At 67.0% G+C, this 14990-nt stretch carries 19 protein-coding genes and 1 pseudogene; 12 read left to right on the top strand and 8 right to left on the bottom strand.

Annotation, left to right across the window (positions count from 1 at the left end; genetic code table 11):
* Positions 1-94: 94 nt before the first annotated feature.
* On the bottom strand, positions 95-502 hold the full coding sequence (locus ADK67_RS24665; protein WP_053718880.1) for a DoxX family protein: 408 nt from the start codon (positions 500-502) through the stop codon (positions 95-97).
* A 144-nt stretch (positions 503-646) separates the two neighbouring features.
* Between ADK67_RS24665 and ADK67_RS24670 the strand changes: the two genes are divergently transcribed.
* The 10 genes and pseudogenes from ADK67_RS24670 to ADK67_RS53840 all read left to right on the top strand — a co-directional run bounded on the left by ADK67_RS24670 (position 647) and on the right by ADK67_RS53840 (position 6929).
* The gene (locus ADK67_RS24670; RefSeq protein WP_053718881.1) at positions 647-985 is read left to right on the top strand and encodes an ArsR/SmtB family transcription factor; all 339 of its coding nucleotides are present in this window, start codon (positions 647-649) and stop codon (positions 983-985) included.
* Positions 975-1454 (top strand): SRPBCC family protein, encoded by a 480-nt coding sequence (locus ADK67_RS24675; protein WP_053718882.1) that lies wholly within the window; start codon positions 975-977, stop codon positions 1452-1454. Before ADK67_RS24670 ends, ADK67_RS24675 begins: the two co-directional genes overlap by 11 nt.
* Positions 1455-1561: 107 nt before the next feature.
* Positions 1562-2614 (top strand): VanZ family protein, encoded by a 1053-nt coding sequence (locus ADK67_RS24680; protein ID WP_197289599.1) that lies wholly within the window; start codon positions 1562-1564, stop codon positions 2612-2614.
* Positions 2615-2623: 9 nt separating this feature from the next.
* A complete protein-coding gene (locus ADK67_RS24685; RefSeq protein ID WP_053718884.1) occupies positions 2624-2860 on the top strand; it encodes a hypothetical protein in 237 nt (78 codons plus the stop codon).
* A 389-nt stretch (positions 2861-3249) separates the two neighbouring features.
* Positions 3250-3444, top strand: a complete 195-nt coding sequence (locus ADK67_RS24690; protein ID WP_053718885.1) for a hypothetical protein — start codon at positions 3250-3252, stop codon at positions 3442-3444.
* Between the two features lie 97 nt (positions 3445-3541).
* The gene (locus tag ADK67_RS24695) at positions 3542-3862 is read left to right on the top strand and encodes a hypothetical protein (RefSeq protein WP_231648346.1); all 321 of its coding nucleotides are present in this window, start codon (positions 3542-3544) and stop codon (positions 3860-3862) included.
* Positions 3859-5463: pseudogene (locus ADK67_RS24700) on the top strand (replication initiator). Before ADK67_RS24695 ends, ADK67_RS24700 begins: the two are co-directional and overlap by 4 nt.
* 18 nt (positions 5464-5481) lie before the next feature.
* Complete coding sequence (locus tag ADK67_RS24705) at positions 5482-5670, top strand: helix-turn-helix domain-containing protein (protein ID WP_053718887.1); 189 nt, start codon at positions 5482-5484, stop codon at positions 5668-5670.
* A gap of 36 nt (positions 5671-5706) precedes the next feature.
* Positions 5707-6438 (top strand): phage integrase central domain-containing protein, encoded by a 732-nt coding sequence (locus ADK67_RS53835; protein ID WP_231648347.1) that lies wholly within the window; start codon positions 5707-5709, stop codon positions 6436-6438.
* Positions 6396-6929: a tyrosine-type recombinase/integrase gene (locus tag ADK67_RS53840; protein ID WP_231648348.1), complete on the top strand. Its 534-nt coding sequence runs from the start codon at positions 6396-6398 to the stop codon at positions 6927-6929. Before ADK67_RS53835 ends, ADK67_RS53840 begins: the two co-directional genes overlap by 43 nt.
* 28 nt (positions 6930-6957) lie before the next feature.
* On the opposite strand, the gene ADK67_RS51155 is transcribed toward ADK67_RS53840, so the two are convergent.
* Positions 6958-8436 carry a P-loop ATPase, Sll1717 family gene (locus ADK67_RS51155; protein WP_157620808.1) on the bottom strand — a complete coding sequence of 493 codons (1479 nt, stop codon included), beginning with the start codon at positions 8434-8436 and terminating at the stop codon, positions 6958-6960.
* Between the two features lie 112 nt (positions 8437-8548).
* Here ADK67_RS51155 and ADK67_RS24715 point away from each other — a divergent pair, with 112 nt between their 5' ends.
* Positions 8549-8815: a tyrosine-type recombinase/integrase gene (locus ADK67_RS24715; protein ID WP_082403740.1), complete on the top strand. Its 267-nt coding sequence runs from the start codon at positions 8549-8551 to the stop codon at positions 8813-8815.
* A gap of 44 nt (positions 8816-8859) precedes the next feature.
* Here the strand turns inward: ADK67_RS24715 and ADK67_RS24720 are convergent, their stop codons facing one another.
* The 6 genes from ADK67_RS24720 to ADK67_RS24745 all read right to left on the bottom strand — a co-directional run bounded on the left by ADK67_RS24720 (position 8860) and on the right by ADK67_RS24745 (position 14168).
* Positions 8860-10023 (bottom strand): acyl-CoA dehydrogenase, encoded by a 1164-nt coding sequence (locus ADK67_RS24720; protein WP_053718889.1) that lies wholly within the window; start codon positions 10021-10023, stop codon positions 8860-8862.
* Positions 10024-10075: 52 nt separating this feature from the next.
* Positions 10076-10561 (bottom strand): 5-(carboxyamino)imidazole ribonucleotide mutase, encoded by a 486-nt coding sequence (gene purE / locus ADK67_RS24725; RefSeq protein ID WP_053718968.1) that lies wholly within the window; start codon positions 10559-10561, stop codon positions 10076-10078.
* 17 nt (positions 10562-10578) lie between these two features.
* Positions 10579-11775, bottom strand: a complete 1197-nt coding sequence (locus ADK67_RS24730) for a 5-(carboxyamino)imidazole ribonucleotide synthase (RefSeq protein WP_053718890.1) — start codon at positions 11773-11775, stop codon at positions 10579-10581.
* A gap of 130 nt (positions 11776-11905) precedes the next feature.
* Entirely contained in the window at positions 11906-12886 is a 981-nt protein-coding gene (locus ADK67_RS24735; protein WP_053718891.1) for a hypothetical protein, read from the bottom strand.
* The gene (locus ADK67_RS24740) at positions 12883-13755 is read right to left on the bottom strand and encodes an ABC transporter ATP-binding protein (RefSeq protein ID WP_053718892.1); all 873 of its coding nucleotides are present in this window, start codon (positions 13753-13755) and stop codon (positions 12883-12885) included. The genes ADK67_RS24735 and ADK67_RS24740 overlap by 4 nt, the downstream gene beginning before the upstream one ends.
* Positions 13752-14168: a GntR family transcriptional regulator gene (locus tag ADK67_RS24745; RefSeq protein ID WP_053718893.1), complete on the bottom strand. Its 417-nt coding sequence runs from the start codon at positions 14166-14168 to the stop codon at positions 13752-13754. Before ADK67_RS24745 ends, ADK67_RS24740 begins: the two co-directional genes overlap by 4 nt.
* Before the next feature lie 273 nt (positions 14169-14441).
* Between ADK67_RS24745 and ADK67_RS24750 the strand changes: the two genes are divergently transcribed.
* A complete protein-coding gene (locus tag ADK67_RS24750) occupies positions 14442-14924 on the top strand; it encodes an RICIN domain-containing protein (protein WP_053718894.1) in 483 nt (160 codons plus the stop codon).
* Positions 14925-14990 lie beyond the last annotated feature (66 nt).

The following is a 14990-nucleotide window of genomic DNA, read 5'->3' on the forward strand; positions in this document are numbered from 1 at the left end:
TCGCGACCAGGTACGACAAACTCGCCGTCCGCTACAAGGCCACCGTCCACATCGCAGCCATCAACATCTGGCTACGCCACATCTGAAACACGCGCTAGGCCGGCTGCTCGGCCTTCCGACCCTTCGCCAGCCGGGCGACGGACAGCGACCCGCCGTTGAACCCGACGGCGATCGCGGCCACCCCGAGCACGAGGACCAGCTCGTAGCCGCCTTGGCCGAGCAGCCCGTTCGGCAGGTGCACGAGGATCAGCGCGCCGAGCATGTTCACCGCCAGCAGCACGCCGACGACCGGCAGCGCGACGCCGAGGACCAGCAGCGCGCCGCCGACGAGTTCGACGATCGTGGCGAACCAGGCGGACAACGTCGGCAGCGGCACGCCCATGCCCGCGAACGCGGTGGCGGTGCCGTCGAGACCCCACTCGGTGACCTTCTGCCAGCCGTGGGCGATGAAAACCGCCCCCACGCCGATGCGGCCGATGAGCGCTGCCACGTCCTTGAGCATTGCGTTTCCCCTTCGTGTCGACGGTTGAACGCACCCGACGTTATATGAACTTTCAACCAGTTCCCGGGTCGCGGGCCGGGTTGACAGCGACTCGACAGGGGCGTAGAAAACCAGTCAGTTAGATAACCAAGTGGTTAGGTAGCCATGGCGGACGATCCCTTGAGCATCACCTTCGCGGCCCTGGCCGACCCGACGCGACGGGCCATCCTGGCGCGACTGGCGGACGGCGCGGCGACCGTGAAGGAACTCTCCGAGCCGTTCGCGATGAGCGGCCCGGCGGTGTCCAAGCACCTGCGCGTCCTCGAACGGGCGGGGCTCATCACCCGCGGCCGTGACGCGCAGTGGCGGCCGTGCACGCTCGACGCGACGCCGTTGCGCGAGGTCACCGAGTGGGCCGACGACTTCCGCCGGTTCTGGGACGACAGCTACCGCCGCCTGGACAGCTACCTCGACCGGATGAAGGAGCAGGAAGATGACCACTGACACCACCGTTTCGTGGACCACGCCGTCCGCCGTGGAGGTGGCGTTGACGAGGACGTTCGACGCGCCGCAGAAGCTCGTGTTCGACGCGTTCACCAAGCCGGAGCACGTCGTGCACTGGATGCTCGGACCCGAGGGCTGGACCATGCCCGTGTGCGAGATCGACCTGCGGCCGGGCGGGCGGTGGCACATGGTGTGGCGGCGGGCCGACGGCAGCGAGATGGCGATGACCGGCGAGTACCAGGAGGTCACGCCCTGGTCGAGGACGGTGCAGACCGAGTCGTGGGGTCCGGGGTGGGCGTCGACGGTGAACACGACCGAGTTCATCGCGGACGGTGACCGGACCACGGTCGTGCAGACCATGAAGTACCCGTCCCAGGCCGACCGCGACCGTGCGTTGGAGACGGGGATGAAGGACGGCGCGTCGATCAGCTACGAGCGGCTGGCGGCGTACCTGACGTCGGTGGGCTGAGCGCGTCCGTTCGGCGGCAACGTGCACCGATCGGGTTTGACGTTCACGCGATGGGGTTACTGAGCGGTGGACCTTCGTCGCGCGATCGTTCGACCGGATCGGTGGACATGCTGAGTTCGTACTTCGAGTCCGTGCGGACGGGGTTCGCGGCGTTCGTCGGCGTCGGCGCGCTCGTGCTGCTGCCGTTGATCGCGGTGCACTACTACCGGTTCGGGCGGGTGGAGCCGCGTCGGGCGGTGGTCCTGTACGGGCTGCTGGCGTACGGGCTGGTGGCGCTGGCGCTGATCTTCCTGCCGTTCCCGTCACGGGTGTGCGCGGGTGGGGAGATGCTGTCCACCACACCGTTCCGCTGGGTGACGGACATGCGCAACAACCTGGCGGCGAACGGCCGTTCCGGGGTGGGGGCCGTGGTCACGTCCACGGTGTTCCTCCAGCAGGCGCTCAACGTCGCCCTCTTCGTGCCGCTGGGCGTGGTGCTGCGAAAGGCGTACGGCCGCGGCCCGTTCGCCGTGATCGCGATCGGGTTGGGGATCTCGCTGGCCGTCGAGGTCGTGCAGTACACGGGGAACCTGGGCGCCTACCCGTGCCCGTACCGCATCGCGGACATCGACGACCTGATCTCCAACACCACCGGTTCACTGCTGGGCTGGATGATCGCCCCGGCGGCACTGGTCGTCCCGGCCGTGCCGCGGGCGGACGCGTCCACCGCCCCACCCGACACCGTGACCGTGCCGCGCAGGCTGTCGGCCCTGGCGGTGGACGTGACGATCCTGATCACGGCCACCCACCTGGTCTTCAACGACAACCCGTGGTGGCTCATGGCCCTGACCGTCGCGATCCGCATCGTCCTACCGGCCGTCACCGGCCGAACCCCGGGCGGCTGGCTGCTGCGCTACCGACTGCGCCGCGCCGACGGCACCCCCGCCAACCCGTTCCGGATCGCCCTGCGCGAACTGCTGGGCGTCACGGGCCTGATCACCTACACCGCCTTGGCCCCGAGCGCGTGGTGGTTCGCCGTGGACCTGACCGTCCTGGCCTTCTTCGTCCTGGGCACGTTCGCCATCCCGGCCTTCCGCCGGGACCAACGGAGCGTGCCCGACCTGGCCGCCGACACCCGCGCCACCTCAACCAGCCCCGCCACCGCCCTGACCGGCCCTTAACCTCATCCCATGGGGCCACTGTCGGACGACGAGTACCGCACCTTCTTCACCCTCCTCCACCGCTTCTGCGAGGAAGAACTGGATCAGGCGGAACAGTTCTCGGTGCCCACCAGGTTCGGCGACGTCTACGCACACTTCAGCCGCGACCCTCTCGGACCGGCCGACGCGTACACGCCGTTGGGGGACACGAAGTTCTGGAACCCGTCGGGCGGCCCGGCGCGGGAGCCGGGCCGCCCGAGGCTCTAGCGGCCGAGGATGGTGCGCGACATGACCACGCGCTGGATCTGGTTCGTGCCCTCGAAGATCTAGATGATCTGTGGCGAGCACTTCTTCCACCTTCGACTACTCCCCCGCGCCCCATCCTGATCAGGCTCTTTCCGTTGGTGACTGTTGGCTCGATTTACAGCGGTGGCTGACCGAGCTGGTGGGCGACTTGGACGGGCCTGCGGTGCTTCACCTGCCTGCTCCGAGCGGGCCGACTTCAGCGTAGGGCTCACCGAGCGCCGACTGCCCGACCTGGAGGAGTTCCGGTCCGCGAGATGAACACCGACGGGCCCGCAGCTGCATCGGGCCAGTAACGCCCGACATCGAGGGCCGACTTCACCCATCAACAGCCTCACTCACACGAGTCACGCATGAGCCGATCGATCCGCATCGCCGCCAGCACGTCCGGGGCGATCTTCTTTGTGTCGGCGTTCGTCCTGTACGTGGCACGGTCGGTTGATGTGGCGCTGTCGTGGCTGCTGATGTTCGTGTCGGTCGGCGTCGGCCTGCTGGTCGGCGTGCTCTCGACCGCAGGACAGGCGGAGTTGGGACAGCCGAGCACCTGAATCCTCGGCCTCCAGACAGCCCAAAACGCGCGCGGCGCGGGCTATCCAGACGATCACCTCGCAGGGACGGGCACCCGGCTACGCCGTCGTCGGTTTGGTGCAGGACCCGCACAAGGAAGTCGTGTCCTTCCGGCACCTGTTCACCACCCGTGTGGCGCTGCGGCTGGACGAACCACAGCAGGTGGACATGGTCCTTGGCGACGGTGTCCGGCAGCGTGGCGCAGCTGCTCACGAGGTCAGCGAGAACACGCCCGGTGTCGCGTGGGTGAAGCAGGACGGGCAGCGGGAGCCGGACCGGGCTCGGGCCTTCCACGTGACCGACGCGGACCTTGTCGAGCTGGTCGTCTATCTGGCGAACGCGATCGTGCACGACTTCCCGAATCGACCGGACGGCACCGAGGGGAGGGCGGCGGCATGAACGGCGAGACTCGCGCTGAGCGGATGCGTCAGCCCATCGCCCTGGACGTGGCCAAGGCTGCCGCCGAGAAGTACGGCGTCTGCGTCCGGCCGTTCACGATGGAAGTGGAGGATCGGGCCAGCTACGAAGTCCGGTACGTCGCGGTGCCCTGCGGGTCCACAGTGGAGAGCGTCTGTGCGCCGTGTGCGAAAAAGGCCAAGGCGTTGCGGATGGCGCAGTGCCGCGAGGGCTGGCACATGACCGAGGAACCGGACTTCACCGCGCGTCAGCCGTCCCAGGACGAGAAGGGGCTGATGACGTTCCGGGCGGACCTGGTCAAGGCGTACCGGGACGCTGTTGAGGCCGGTGAAGCGGGTGACGCCGACGAGCTGCGGGAGGAGATCCACAGCGTTGACGCGGAACTTCGGCAACTCGGCGTGCGGGGTCGGTTCCCCTCGCCCGACGCGCCTGGCAAGCGGCCGGTGAAACGGTCCACGAAGCGGCGGCAGGATGCGCCGAACCTGCCTCGGCGGCGGGTCGAGAAGCGGACGGTGGGGCGTGAATACGCGGGTGGGTTCCGGCCGTCGATGTTCGTCACGCTGACGCTCGACACCTACGGGCGGGTGCGTGATGACGGCCCGCCGGTCGATCCGGACGGCTACGACTACCGGCGGGCGGCTCGGGACGCGGTGCACTTCGCCTCGCTGGTGGACCGGTGGTGGCAGAACCTGCGCCGGGTCGTCGGCTGGGACGTCCAGTACTTCGCCACCGTGGAACCGCAGAAGCGGGCGCCGCCGCACCTGCACGCGGCGGTCCGCGGTTCGATCCCGCACGAGACCATCCGACTCGTCACGGCGGCGACCTATCACCAGGTGTGGTGGCCCAACCACGACGAACGCGTCTACGGCGGCGACCACCTGCCGGTGTGGGACGCGCGGGCGGAAGTGTTCGTCGATCCGGACACCCGGTAGCCGCTGACGGCCTGGGCGGACGCGGTCGAGGCGGTGGAGGAGCCGGCGCACGTGGTCACCTTCGGGCGTCAGGTGCACTCCAAGGGCATCCTCGGCGGCTCGGAGGAGGCCGGACGCCACATCGGCTACCTGACCAAGTACCTCACCAAGTCCATCGGCGAGGTGGTCGAGCAGAACACCGACCGGCAACGCAGGCACGGGGACCGCCTGGCGGACGAGCTGGCCGTGACGCCGTGCTCCGACCGGTGCCCGGTGTGGCTGCTCTACGGCGTCCAACCACGCGGGGCGGGCTCACGCACCACGCCGGGGCACTGCAAGGGGCGGGCTCATCGGCGGACCACGCTCGGCCTGCCCGGCCGGCGGGACCTGGTGTCACGGAAGTGGTCGGGCAAGACGCTCGCCGACCACCGGGCCGACCGGAAACGGTTCGTCATCGAGGCACTGGCGGCAGTCGGGATCGAGAAGCCCGAACCCGACACGTCCCAGCTCGTCTGGCACAAGGTCCGACCCGGCGACCCGAACGTGCCACCACGGGCACACCTGCTCATGCACGCCATCGCGGAACGAACGCGGTGGAAGGCGGAGTACGACCGGGCGATGCTCGCGGCCGGTGAGCCTCCTGAACTTTCGGCAATTTCGATAGCGGCTTGACAGCCTTGGGGGGAAGTCATGACCAGCATTGAGCCTCTGTGGGGTGTGAAAGAGGTCTCGGAGTTCTTGGGTGTCCCGATCAAGATGCTCTACCAGTGGAAGTGGCAGCGCATCGGTCCGCCCGTGAAGAAGGTCGGGAAGTACCTGCGGTACGTGCCCGCAAAGGTCCGCGCCTGGGCTGAGCAGCCCGACGAACAGGCGGCCTAGAAGTTTCGGCAATTCGGAAGACAGGAGAAGTGTGCCGTGGGGCATGTCCAAGATCGCTGGTGGAAGGAGGTCGAGGACCCGGTCACCAAGAAGGTGACCAAGGTCAAGACCTCGGTGTACGGACAAGGGCTCCGCTACCGGGTCCGCTACCTGGACCCGAGCGGGGTCGAGAGGAGCAAGAGCTACCCGGACAGGCAGAAGAAGCGTGCCGATGACTTCCTCTTGGAAGTGGAGTCCAACAAACTTGAGGGCAAGTACATCGATCCGAAAGCAGGCAAGCGCAAGTTCAAAACGCAAGCCGAGAACTGGATCAAAGCGCAGTCTCCCGATACCGCAACTCGGGAGGCGATCCAGAGTCGGCTGGACAGCCGGATTTACCCGCACTTCGGTGAACCGCCAGTCGACAAGATCAAGCCTGCAACCGTCCGCGAATGGCTCGGTGTCTTGGAACAGGAGCGGCTAAGCGAGAACTACAAAACGGTGCTGTTCACCATCGTGTCGTCGGTGATGGACTCGGCCGTTGAGGACAAGCTGATCACGGAGAACCCGTGCAAGGCCAAGACCATCAAGCGGCCCACGTCGGTCAGCCCGGACATCCTCGTCTGGCCGGAAGACCGCGTGTTGGAGATCGAGGGGGCGATCGAACCGCGTTTCGCGATCATCTGCCCTCTCGGCGCCGGCTGCGGTCTCCGGCAGGGCGAATCCTTGGCCTGTCACCGGACGACGTGGACGACGCTGGGATGGTGCTGCGCGTCCAGCGGCAACTGAGGGTGGTGCGCGGTCAGCTCGTGTTCGCGCTCCCCAAGGGCGGGAAACGGCGGGTAGTGCCGCTGACCTCTGGTGTCCTGCGGGCGATCAGGGAGCACATGCGGCTCTTCCCGCCGGTCGAGGTGACTTTGCCGTGGAAGGACCCCGAGGGCGATCCGGTGACGGTCCGACTGCTGGCCACTGGGGACGGCGGGCGGCTCTACACCGGTGACCTGTTCCACAAGGTCGTCTGGCTGGGTGCGTTCCGGGAGGCAGGTCTCATCTACCGCAAGCGGGCGGACGGGATGCACGCGCTGAGGCACTTCTACGCCTCGGTGCTGCTGTCGCAGGGCGTGTCCATCAAGGAATTGGCGGAGTACCTGGGGCACTCGGATCCAGGCTTCACGCTCCGCACGTACACGCACCTCGTCCCGTCCAGCCACGAGCGGGCACGGCAGGCGATCGACGCGGTGTTCGGCCCGCAAATTTACGACACCGCCAGACCGCAATAAAATCGCACCCTGCACAAATTAGACCAATTCAGCGAGGAATATTCCATGCATACACCAGGGCATTGTGTAGAATCAACTCACCTTTAATGTAAATTTCCACATTGTCACGCCTGTGGTAAAACTGTAGATAACGCTCACTACTGCCCGCCACAACATTACCCACGGCCCCCGCAAAAAACAGCCACTTCAACATCTCATTAGCCTGCGCGACGTTGCCATCCGAACCCTCTAGAAAATCATCCGAAAATTGACGGGCAGTGAATGTGGACTTACGAAGATGCCTAAGCGTAGAGATTGCCCGCGCCGCTAGATCACCTTCCTCTCGTAGGCCAACAAGCTCGTTCGCAATAGCCTCAACAAAATACTTGGAAGCATACCTCAAGGCACCTTCACGGATAACCTCATTAGATAGCTTAGCGCCCGGCCTATTAGAAGATTTCTGCTCGCCTTCAACCTCACGTATGTACTCAAGCAACCGGAGCAGATCACGTGGAGTATGCCTCGTTAGATCCAAAAGATATGAGTATATATCGCGCCACTTAGGAGACTTGTCACCCAATTGAACATCTTTAGGGAAAAAATCCTGGACGACGGCCAAAACACGCCCGTCCAGCATTGCGGAGGCTTTCCTGTTAACAAGATCAAATAGACTAGCCTGCCGGGGGTTACCCGACAGAACCCGCCAGTCCAAGTCAATAGAAAGGTCTTGGCGCATCTTGCCAGCGTCGGGCAACTGAAGCCGGGTAAATATGTCGTTGCGGAGCAACAGGACAACCCGTGCCTGCGATCCACCATCGCCTAAAATGTCATACACTTCGTAGGCCGCCTGCAAAAGGCTTGCTATGGCAGAAGAGTAATTCGGATCCGTCAGATATATCGAATCAAGCCCATCAAGGATGAGCATATACGTGTGACCAGACGAGTCGGAACTAAGGATTCTATCTTCAAGGTAATTGACCACATGGTAGAGATTGAAGCTTTCGGTTCTTTCCCTGGTGTATACGTTACCAAATCCAGGCAGGGTAAGTTTGTACGTAGTCTTAGTCGCACCTAGTACCGCCGCCTTCGGAGAAGCGGACATGAAGCCCAGGCGTCGAAGCTCATCGACAAGTTGAAGAACTTGAGGATCCCACTGAAAAGGATGCGACTGATCCTTCATGATGATTTCGAGCAAGCCTGTGTAAAGCAACAACTTCCATACAGTGATAACCCGTCCAGGCCCACCGGGCTCCCCCGTTTTAACCTTGTCCATCTGATCAAAAGGGAGTGTACTTAAATCCCTGATCTGCACAAAGCCAGTCTGCATGTCTTGAGTTTTATCCAAGTACGCAGCAAACGCAGATTTGCCAGCCCCCTTGGGGCCCAAAAGGAGAAATTTCTGCCCAGATTTCAGTAGGGACATGGCATTATTTCGATCCACAAAGCTTTTTACGAATTGCTCCGGCGCTTGACGCGCTTCTCGTCGACCATCAGAAAGGCCGAAGTAAAGGTCGCGGTACAGCACCATCGGAGCCTCCAATGTCGTTGGAACGCAGAGCTTACCCTCCGAGAAGCTCCCTCCCGGTATAGTGACTACAGATCTGCGGACGCTTGCTCTGGCGGCCTTCGCGTACTCCTACATGGCGCTTCACGAGTGCACACCACGGGCGGCCCGACTCATCTACCGCAAGCGGACGGACGGGGTGCACGCGCTGAGGCACTTCTACGCCTCGGTGCTGCTCTCCCAGGGCGTCTCGGTCAAGGAGCTGGCGGAGTACCTGGGCCACTCCGACCCCGGCTTCACGCTCCGGACGTACACGCACCTCGTCCCGTCCGGCCACGAGCGGGCGCGGCTTGCCATCAACGAGGTGTTCGGGTCTCAAGATCACGGCCTGGAGGCGGCATGATCATGGAAATCATGCGTCTCCAGGCCGTGGTCAAGATCGTTGATCTAGCGGCTGAGCAGGGCGCGGGACATGACGACGCGCTGGATCTGGTTCGTGCCCTCGTAGATCTGGGTGATCTTGGCGTCACGCATCATCCGCTCCACCGGGAAGTCGCGCGTGTAGCCGGCGCCCCCGAACAGCTGCACGGCGTCCGTCGTGACCTCCATCGCCACGTCCGACGCGAAGCACTTGGCCGCCGCCGTGATGAAGCCGATGTTCGGCTCCCCGCGCTCGGCCTTCGCCGCCGCCACGTAGACCATGTGCCGGGCCGCCTCGACCTTCATCGCCATGTCGGCCAGCATGAACTGGACGCCCTGGAACTCGGAGATCGACTTGCCGAACTGCTTGCGGTCCTTGACGTAGGCCACGGCGGCTTCCAGGGCGCCTTGGGCGATGCCCACGGCCTGCGCGCCGATGGTCGGACGGGTGTGGTCCAGGGTGCGCAGCGCGGTCTTCAGGCCGGTGCCCGGTTCGCCGATGATGCGGTCCGCCGGGATCGTGCAGTTCTCGAAGTGGATCTCACGGGTGGGTGAGCCCTTGATGCCGAGCTTCCGCTCCTTCGAACCGACGACGAAACCCGGGTCGTCCTTGTGCACGACGAACGCCGAGATGCCCTGCGACTTCTTCGGCGCGTTCGGGTCCGTCACCGCCATGACCGTGTACCACGTCGACTCGCCGGCGTTCGTGATCCAGCACTTCGTGCCGTTCAACACCCAGTGGTCGCCGTCGAGCCTGGCGCGCGTGCGCATCGACGCCGTGTCCGAACCGGCTTCCCGCTCGGACAGCGCGTACGACGCCATCGCCTCGCCCGCCGCGATGGACGGCAGGACCTGCTGCTTGAGCGACTCCGACGCCGACAGCAGGATCGGCATCGTGCCCAGCTTGTTGACCGCCGGGATGAGGGACGACGACGCGCACACGCGCGCCACCTCCTCGATCACGATGCACGTCGCCACCGAGTCGGCACCTTGGCCGTCGTACTCCTCCGGCACGTGCACGGCCGCGAAACCGGACTTGACCAGCGCGTTCAACGCCTCGACCGGGAAGCGCTCCTGCTCGTCCACGTCCGCCGCGTGCGGCGCGATCTCCTTGTCGGCCAGTGACCGGACCGCCTCGCGCAGCGCCTCGTGCTCTTCGGCGAGCTGGTAGGTACCGAAGCTCGGGTCCACGTTAAGTTACCTCCCGGTAGGGCGTCCTACCCGGATGTTAGCGCGCGTTCACTCAGTTCGCCGCTGTGCCGTCCGCAACAGCCCGCAGCGCCGCGTCCTTCTCCAGCACCAGCTCGGAGAGCGACGCCTGGAACGCCTCCATCCGCTTCTGCAGCTCCACGTCCGCCGCCGCCAGGATCCGCACGGCCAGCAGCCCCGCGTTGCGGGCGCCGCCGACGGACACCGTGGCCACCGGCACGCCCGCGGGCATCTGCACGATCGACAGCAGCGAGTCCATCCCGTCCAGGTACTTCAACGGCACGGGCACGCCGATCACCGGCAGCGCGGTCGCCGACGCCACCATGCCGGGCAGGTGCGCGGCGCCGCCCGCGCCGGCGATGATCACCCGCAGTCCGCGCGACGCGGCCGTGGTGGCGTAGTCCAGCATCCGCTGCGGCGTGCGATGCGCCGAGTACACGCCGACCTCGTAGGTGACGTCGAACTCCGCCAGCGCCTCGGCCGCGGCCTTCATCACCGGCCAGTCCGAGTCGCTGCCCATGATCACGCCGACGTGCGTCACTGCTGTCCTCCGTGGATGTCGTACCCGTCCAGCCACACGCCGTCGGACAGCCAGTGCGCGGCGAGCCTCGCCCGCTGCCGCACCTCGTCCATCCGCTCACCGAGCAGCGTCACGTGACCGATCTTGCGGCCCGGCCGCTCCGCCTTGCCGTACAGGTGCACGTGCGCGTCGGGGAACCGGGCGAACAGGTGGTGCAGCCGCTCGTCCGGCCCCATCTCGGGCGCGTCGTCCGCGCCGAGGACGTTCGCCATCACGACGGCGGGCGCGGCGAGGTCCGTCGCGCCGAGCGGGTAGTCGAGCACGGCCCGCAGGTGCTGCTCGAACTGCGAGGTCCGGGCGCCTTCGATGGTCCAGTGGCCCGAGTTGTGCGGGCGCATGGCCAGCTCGTTGACGACCAGCCCGTCGGCGGTCTCGAACAGCTCGACGGCCAGCAGCCCGACCACGCCCAGCTCGGCGGCGATCTTCAGCGCCAGCTCCTGCGCCTGCTCGGCGACGGCGGGGTCCACGTCCGGGGCGGGCGCCAGCACCTCGACGCAGATGCCGTCCTGCTGCACGGTCTGCACCAGCGGCCACACCGCGCCCTGGCCGAACGGCGAGCGCGCGACCAGCGCGGACAGCTCCCGGTGCATCGGCACGCACTGCTCGACCATCAACGGCGTGCCCGCGGCCAGCAGCTCCGGCACGACCCGCTGCGCGCTCTGCGGCGTGTTGAGCATCCACACGCCACGGCCGTCGTAGCCGCCGCGCACCGCCTTCAGCACGCACGGCCAGCCGTGCCGGGCGCCGAACTTGAGCACGTCGGACGCGTCCCGCACGGCGGTGAACGGCGGCACCGGCGCGCCCATCGCGGCCAGCCGCTCGCGCATGACCAGCTTGTCCTGCGCGTGCACGAGGGCCTCGGGCCCGGGGAACACCTTCACTCCGTCGGCGACCAGCGCGTGCAGGTGCTCCTGCGGCACGTGCTCGTGGTCGAACGTGATGACGTCGCACGACTTGGCGAACGCGCGCAGCGCGTCCAGGTCGGTGTGCTTGCCCAGTTCGACGTCGCGCGCGACGAGCGCGGCGGGGTCGGAGTCCGACTCGGCGAGCACCCGCAGCGACTGGCCGAGGGGGATGGCGGCCTGGTGCGTCATGCGGGCGAGCTGGCCGCCGCCGATCATGCCGACGACGGGGAGACGAGTTCGGGAGTCCACGGTTTCGTGATTCTACCTGCACAAACGCGGTGCTCCAGACCGGGTGCGGAAGCCCCGCGCGCTCCCGGAGCGCGCGGGACCCCCACGGCGGGGGCCGCCGCGGTGCGAAGGCGGCGAGCCCGGTCCCCGGTCAGATCCGACGGGCCCGGCGCACCCGCGCGAAGGCCAGCGCGAGCAGGCCCGCGGCGAGCACGAGGAAGATCGCGGACTCGAACAGCTGGAACGGCACGAGCCGGTCCGCCGGGTGGTACTGCGTGAAGAACAGCACGTTGTTGTCGTTCATGCACTTCGCGTAGGCCGCCTGGTCCACGGTGTTCGAACACGCGGGGTAGTCGACCTCGTTGCCCGCCGCGTCCGAGAACCCGCTGTTCACCACCCACGAACCGTCACCCGGGCCGTCCCACTGCTGCCGGTAGGCGTCGTACGGCTCCACTTTGAACAACGGCGTCTGGAAGTTCGGCCGCCACAGACCCGCCACGACGACGCGCACCCCGATGAACGCGCCGAGGGTGAGGCCCATCGACAGCACCGTGCGCCGGGTGACCGCGCTGAACGCCAGCCCGAGCGCGAAGCCGAACGCCGCGTACGCCGTCTGGACCAGCGGCACCGCCTCGAACGCCGGCATCGCGAACAACTCGAAGACCGGTCGGTCGGACGTGGCGTTGATGCTGTCGACCAGCGCCCTCGCCGCCAGGCCGACACCCACGGCCACGGCCACGGCGGGCACGCCGAGCAGCACCACCTTGCCCGTCAGCCAGCGGGTCGGGGTGATGTCCTGGCTCCACACCACGAGGTGGGTGCGCTGCTCGTACTCGCGCGCCAGCACCGGCGCCGCCCAGAACACCGCGATGGCCAAGCCGGTCGCGATCGGCGCCAGCATCACCACGCTGCCCAGGCTGATGAAGCGCCAGCGACCGAACAGACCCTGCATGTCGCCGGTGGCGTCGACCCGCCACACGAGGACGAGCGCCAGCGCGACGACCGCGGCGGCGCCGGCGACCAGGCCGGCGATCGCCCACCGGTGCTGCCGCCACGTCAGCCACGCCAGGTCTCCCCACCCGACGCCGGCGCGCTTGGCCACCGGCACGACGCCGGTAGTGGTGGCGGTCATGCGCGTGCCCCCTTCCGGGTGGCTTCGAGCTGCGCGAGCACGTAGTCCTCCAACGTCAGCGGGCGCTCGACCCACGGACCCGCCACCACCGGCCGCGGCTGCCCCTCGGGCAGCTCGACCAGGAACGTCGACTGGTTGTCGGTGTGCCGCGCCTCCACGATCCCGCCCAACGCGGGCGGCGCCTCCGAGCGCGGCCCGGTGTAGCTGACGTGCCTGCCGAGCAGTTCGTCCAGGTCACCGCCGGTCAGCAGCCGGCCGTGCGCGAGCAGCAGCAGGTGGTCGGCGACGCCGGACAGCTCGGCCACGACGTGCGTGGACAGCAGCACGGTCATGCCGGTCTCGTCGACCTCGCTGAGCAGTTCGGCGGTCACCTCGCGCCGGGCCAGCGGGTCGAGGTTGGCCAGCGGCTCGTCCAGCATGAGCACGTCCGGCCGCGAGCCGATGGCCAGCGCGAACGCCACCTGTGCCTGCTGGCCGCCGGACAGCTTGCCGCACGGCCGGTCCAGCGGGATCTCGAAGCGGGCCAGCCAGCGGCGAGCGCGGGCCTCGTCCCAGACGAGGTTGAGCCGCGCGCCGAACCGCAGCATGTCGGCGGCGGAGAAGGTCCGGTAGACCGGCTTCTCCTGCGAGACGAACGCCACCCGGCCCGCCGCGCCCGCCGACCCCTCGTCGGCGTCGAGGAGTCCGGCCAGGACGGTCATCAACGTCGTCTTGCCGGCGCCGTTCGCGCCGACCAGTGCCGCCACGCGGCCCGCGGGCAGCTCGAACGTGCACTCGCGCAACGCCCACTTCGCACGGTAGCGCTTGCCCAGCCCCTGCGCCCGCACGGCGACCGCGGCGCCGTCGGTGGTCTCGACCGCGGTGCTCACAGGACCGCCACCCCCTCCCCTGAGGTTGTCTGATTGCCGCCCTCGTCGGCGGTGAGGACCGAACGCACCAGCGCGTCGATGTCCTCGCTGTCCAGCCCCGCTTCGCGCGCCTCACGGACCCACACGGCGAGCCGCGTTCTCAGCGCGGCCATCACCTCCGGGTCGGTCGAGCCGAGACCGGCTTTGACGAACGTCCCCGAGCCCTGGCGCGCCTCGACCAGGCCGGACAGTTCCAGTTCGCGGTAGGCCTTGAGCACTGTGTTCGCGTTCACACCACTCCTCGCGACGACGTCGCGGACGGTCGGCAGCCGGTCTCCCGGCCCAAGCCAGCCCAAGCGCAGCGCTTCCCGCACCTGGCGCACGAGCTGGAGGTAAGCGGGGAGGCCACTGGACCGGTCGATGCGGAACTCCACCCGGCGCCTCCAAATTGTGTCACTCGACTAAGACACTGACACAGTGTCCGGAACACCTGGAGGTTGTCAAGGGGATCACCTCCCGGCGGTCACCCGTGGACCGAACGCGCCACGCCCGGTGGGGTGTCGCCGGTACCGCGTCCGTGACCGGCACGACGTCCACCTCGACCAGGCCGGGTCGTTTACCGCCACGATGGTTGTCCTCGCCGCTCGGGAATCCCGTCCGGCACTTTCACTGGACGGTGCACGAAACCCGGAACGGAAGGAAAGCGAATGAAATTCGCACGAATCCTCGTCGCCTTTGTCGCGACGGTCTCGGCGCTTCTCGTCGCGCCGGCCTCCAACGCCGCCCAGCCCGACACGCGACAGGATCTGTGGGTGCTCCAGAGCGACACCGTGAGAGACGATGTGTGGGACCAGACAAACTGGGCCTGGGACCCCGACTACCCGGTAATCGCCCACCCGCGCCATGGAGGGGCCAACCAGCAGTGGTACTGGCCCGGTGACGACACCATCAGGAACAAGCAGTACGGATGGTGCGTGACCTCGCTCGACGGCACGTTGGCGGGCCGGGACTGCGGTGACTTCGAAGACCAGCGGTGGACTTTCGAGCCCCGCGAGGATTGGCGTGTCTGGAAGATCGAGCTGCAAGGCACCAACCTCTGCGTCACGCACAACGGCACCTACAACGCGCTGATCCTCACGAGGTGCGAGGAGGATCGGGTCGACCAGAAGTGGATTATCACCAAGGCATAGCGAAAGGCACTCGGCATCCCCCACCGCTCATCAGGCGGGCCTGAAAGTGGGAGCCCGGCGCACTGG

This window comes from Saccharothrix sp. NRRL B-16348 (assembly GCF_001280085.1).
Lineage (GTDB): Bacteria > Actinomycetota > Actinomycetes > Mycobacteriales > Pseudonocardiaceae > Actinosynnema.

What these genes read in the sequence shown, in the direction of transcription:
- ADK67_RS24665 (WP_053718880.1), bottom strand. Translation starts at nt 502, where the DNA reads ATGCTCAAGGACGTGGCAGCGCTCATCGGCCGCATCGGCGTGGGGGCG.
- ADK67_RS24670 (WP_053718881.1), top strand. Translation starts at nt 647, where the DNA reads ATGGCGGACGATCCCTTGAGCATCACCTTCGCGGCCCTGGCCGACCCG.
- ADK67_RS24675 (WP_053718882.1), top strand. Translation starts at nt 975, where the DNA reads ATGACCACTGACACCACCGTTTCGTGGACCACGCCGTCCGCCGTGGAG.
- ADK67_RS24680 (WP_197289599.1), top strand. Translation starts at nt 1,562, where the DNA reads ATGCTGAGTTCGTACTTCGAGTCCGTGCGGACGGGGTTCGCGGCGTTC.
- ADK67_RS24685 (WP_053718884.1), top strand. Translation starts at nt 2,624, where the DNA reads ATGGGGCCACTGTCGGACGACGAGTACCGCACCTTCTTCACCCTCCTC.
- ADK67_RS24690 (WP_053718885.1), top strand. Translation starts at nt 3,250, where the DNA reads ATGAGCCGATCGATCCGCATCGCCGCCAGCACGTCCGGGGCGATCTTC.
- ADK67_RS24705 (WP_053718887.1), top strand. Translation starts at nt 5,482, where the DNA reads ATGACCAGCATTGAGCCTCTGTGGGGTGTGAAAGAGGTCTCGGAGTTC.
- ADK67_RS51155 (WP_157620808.1), bottom strand. Translation starts at nt 8,436, where the DNA reads ATGGTGCTGTACCGCGACCTTTACTTCGGCCTTTCTGATGGTCGACGA.
- ADK67_RS24715 (WP_082403740.1), top strand. Translation starts at nt 8,549, where the DNA reads ATGGCGCTTCACGAGTGCACACCACGGGCGGCCCGACTCATCTACCGC.
- purE (WP_053718968.1), bottom strand. Translation starts at nt 10,561, where the DNA reads ATGGGCAGCGACTCGGACTGGCCGGTGATGAAGGCCGCGGCCGAGGCG.
- ADK67_RS24735 (WP_053718891.1), bottom strand. Translation starts at nt 12,886, where the DNA reads ATGACCGCCACCACTACCGGCGTCGTGCCGGTGGCCAAGCGCGCCGGC.
- ADK67_RS24750 (WP_053718894.1), top strand. Translation starts at nt 14,442, where the DNA reads ATGAAATTCGCACGAATCCTCGTCGCCTTTGTCGCGACGGTCTCGGCG.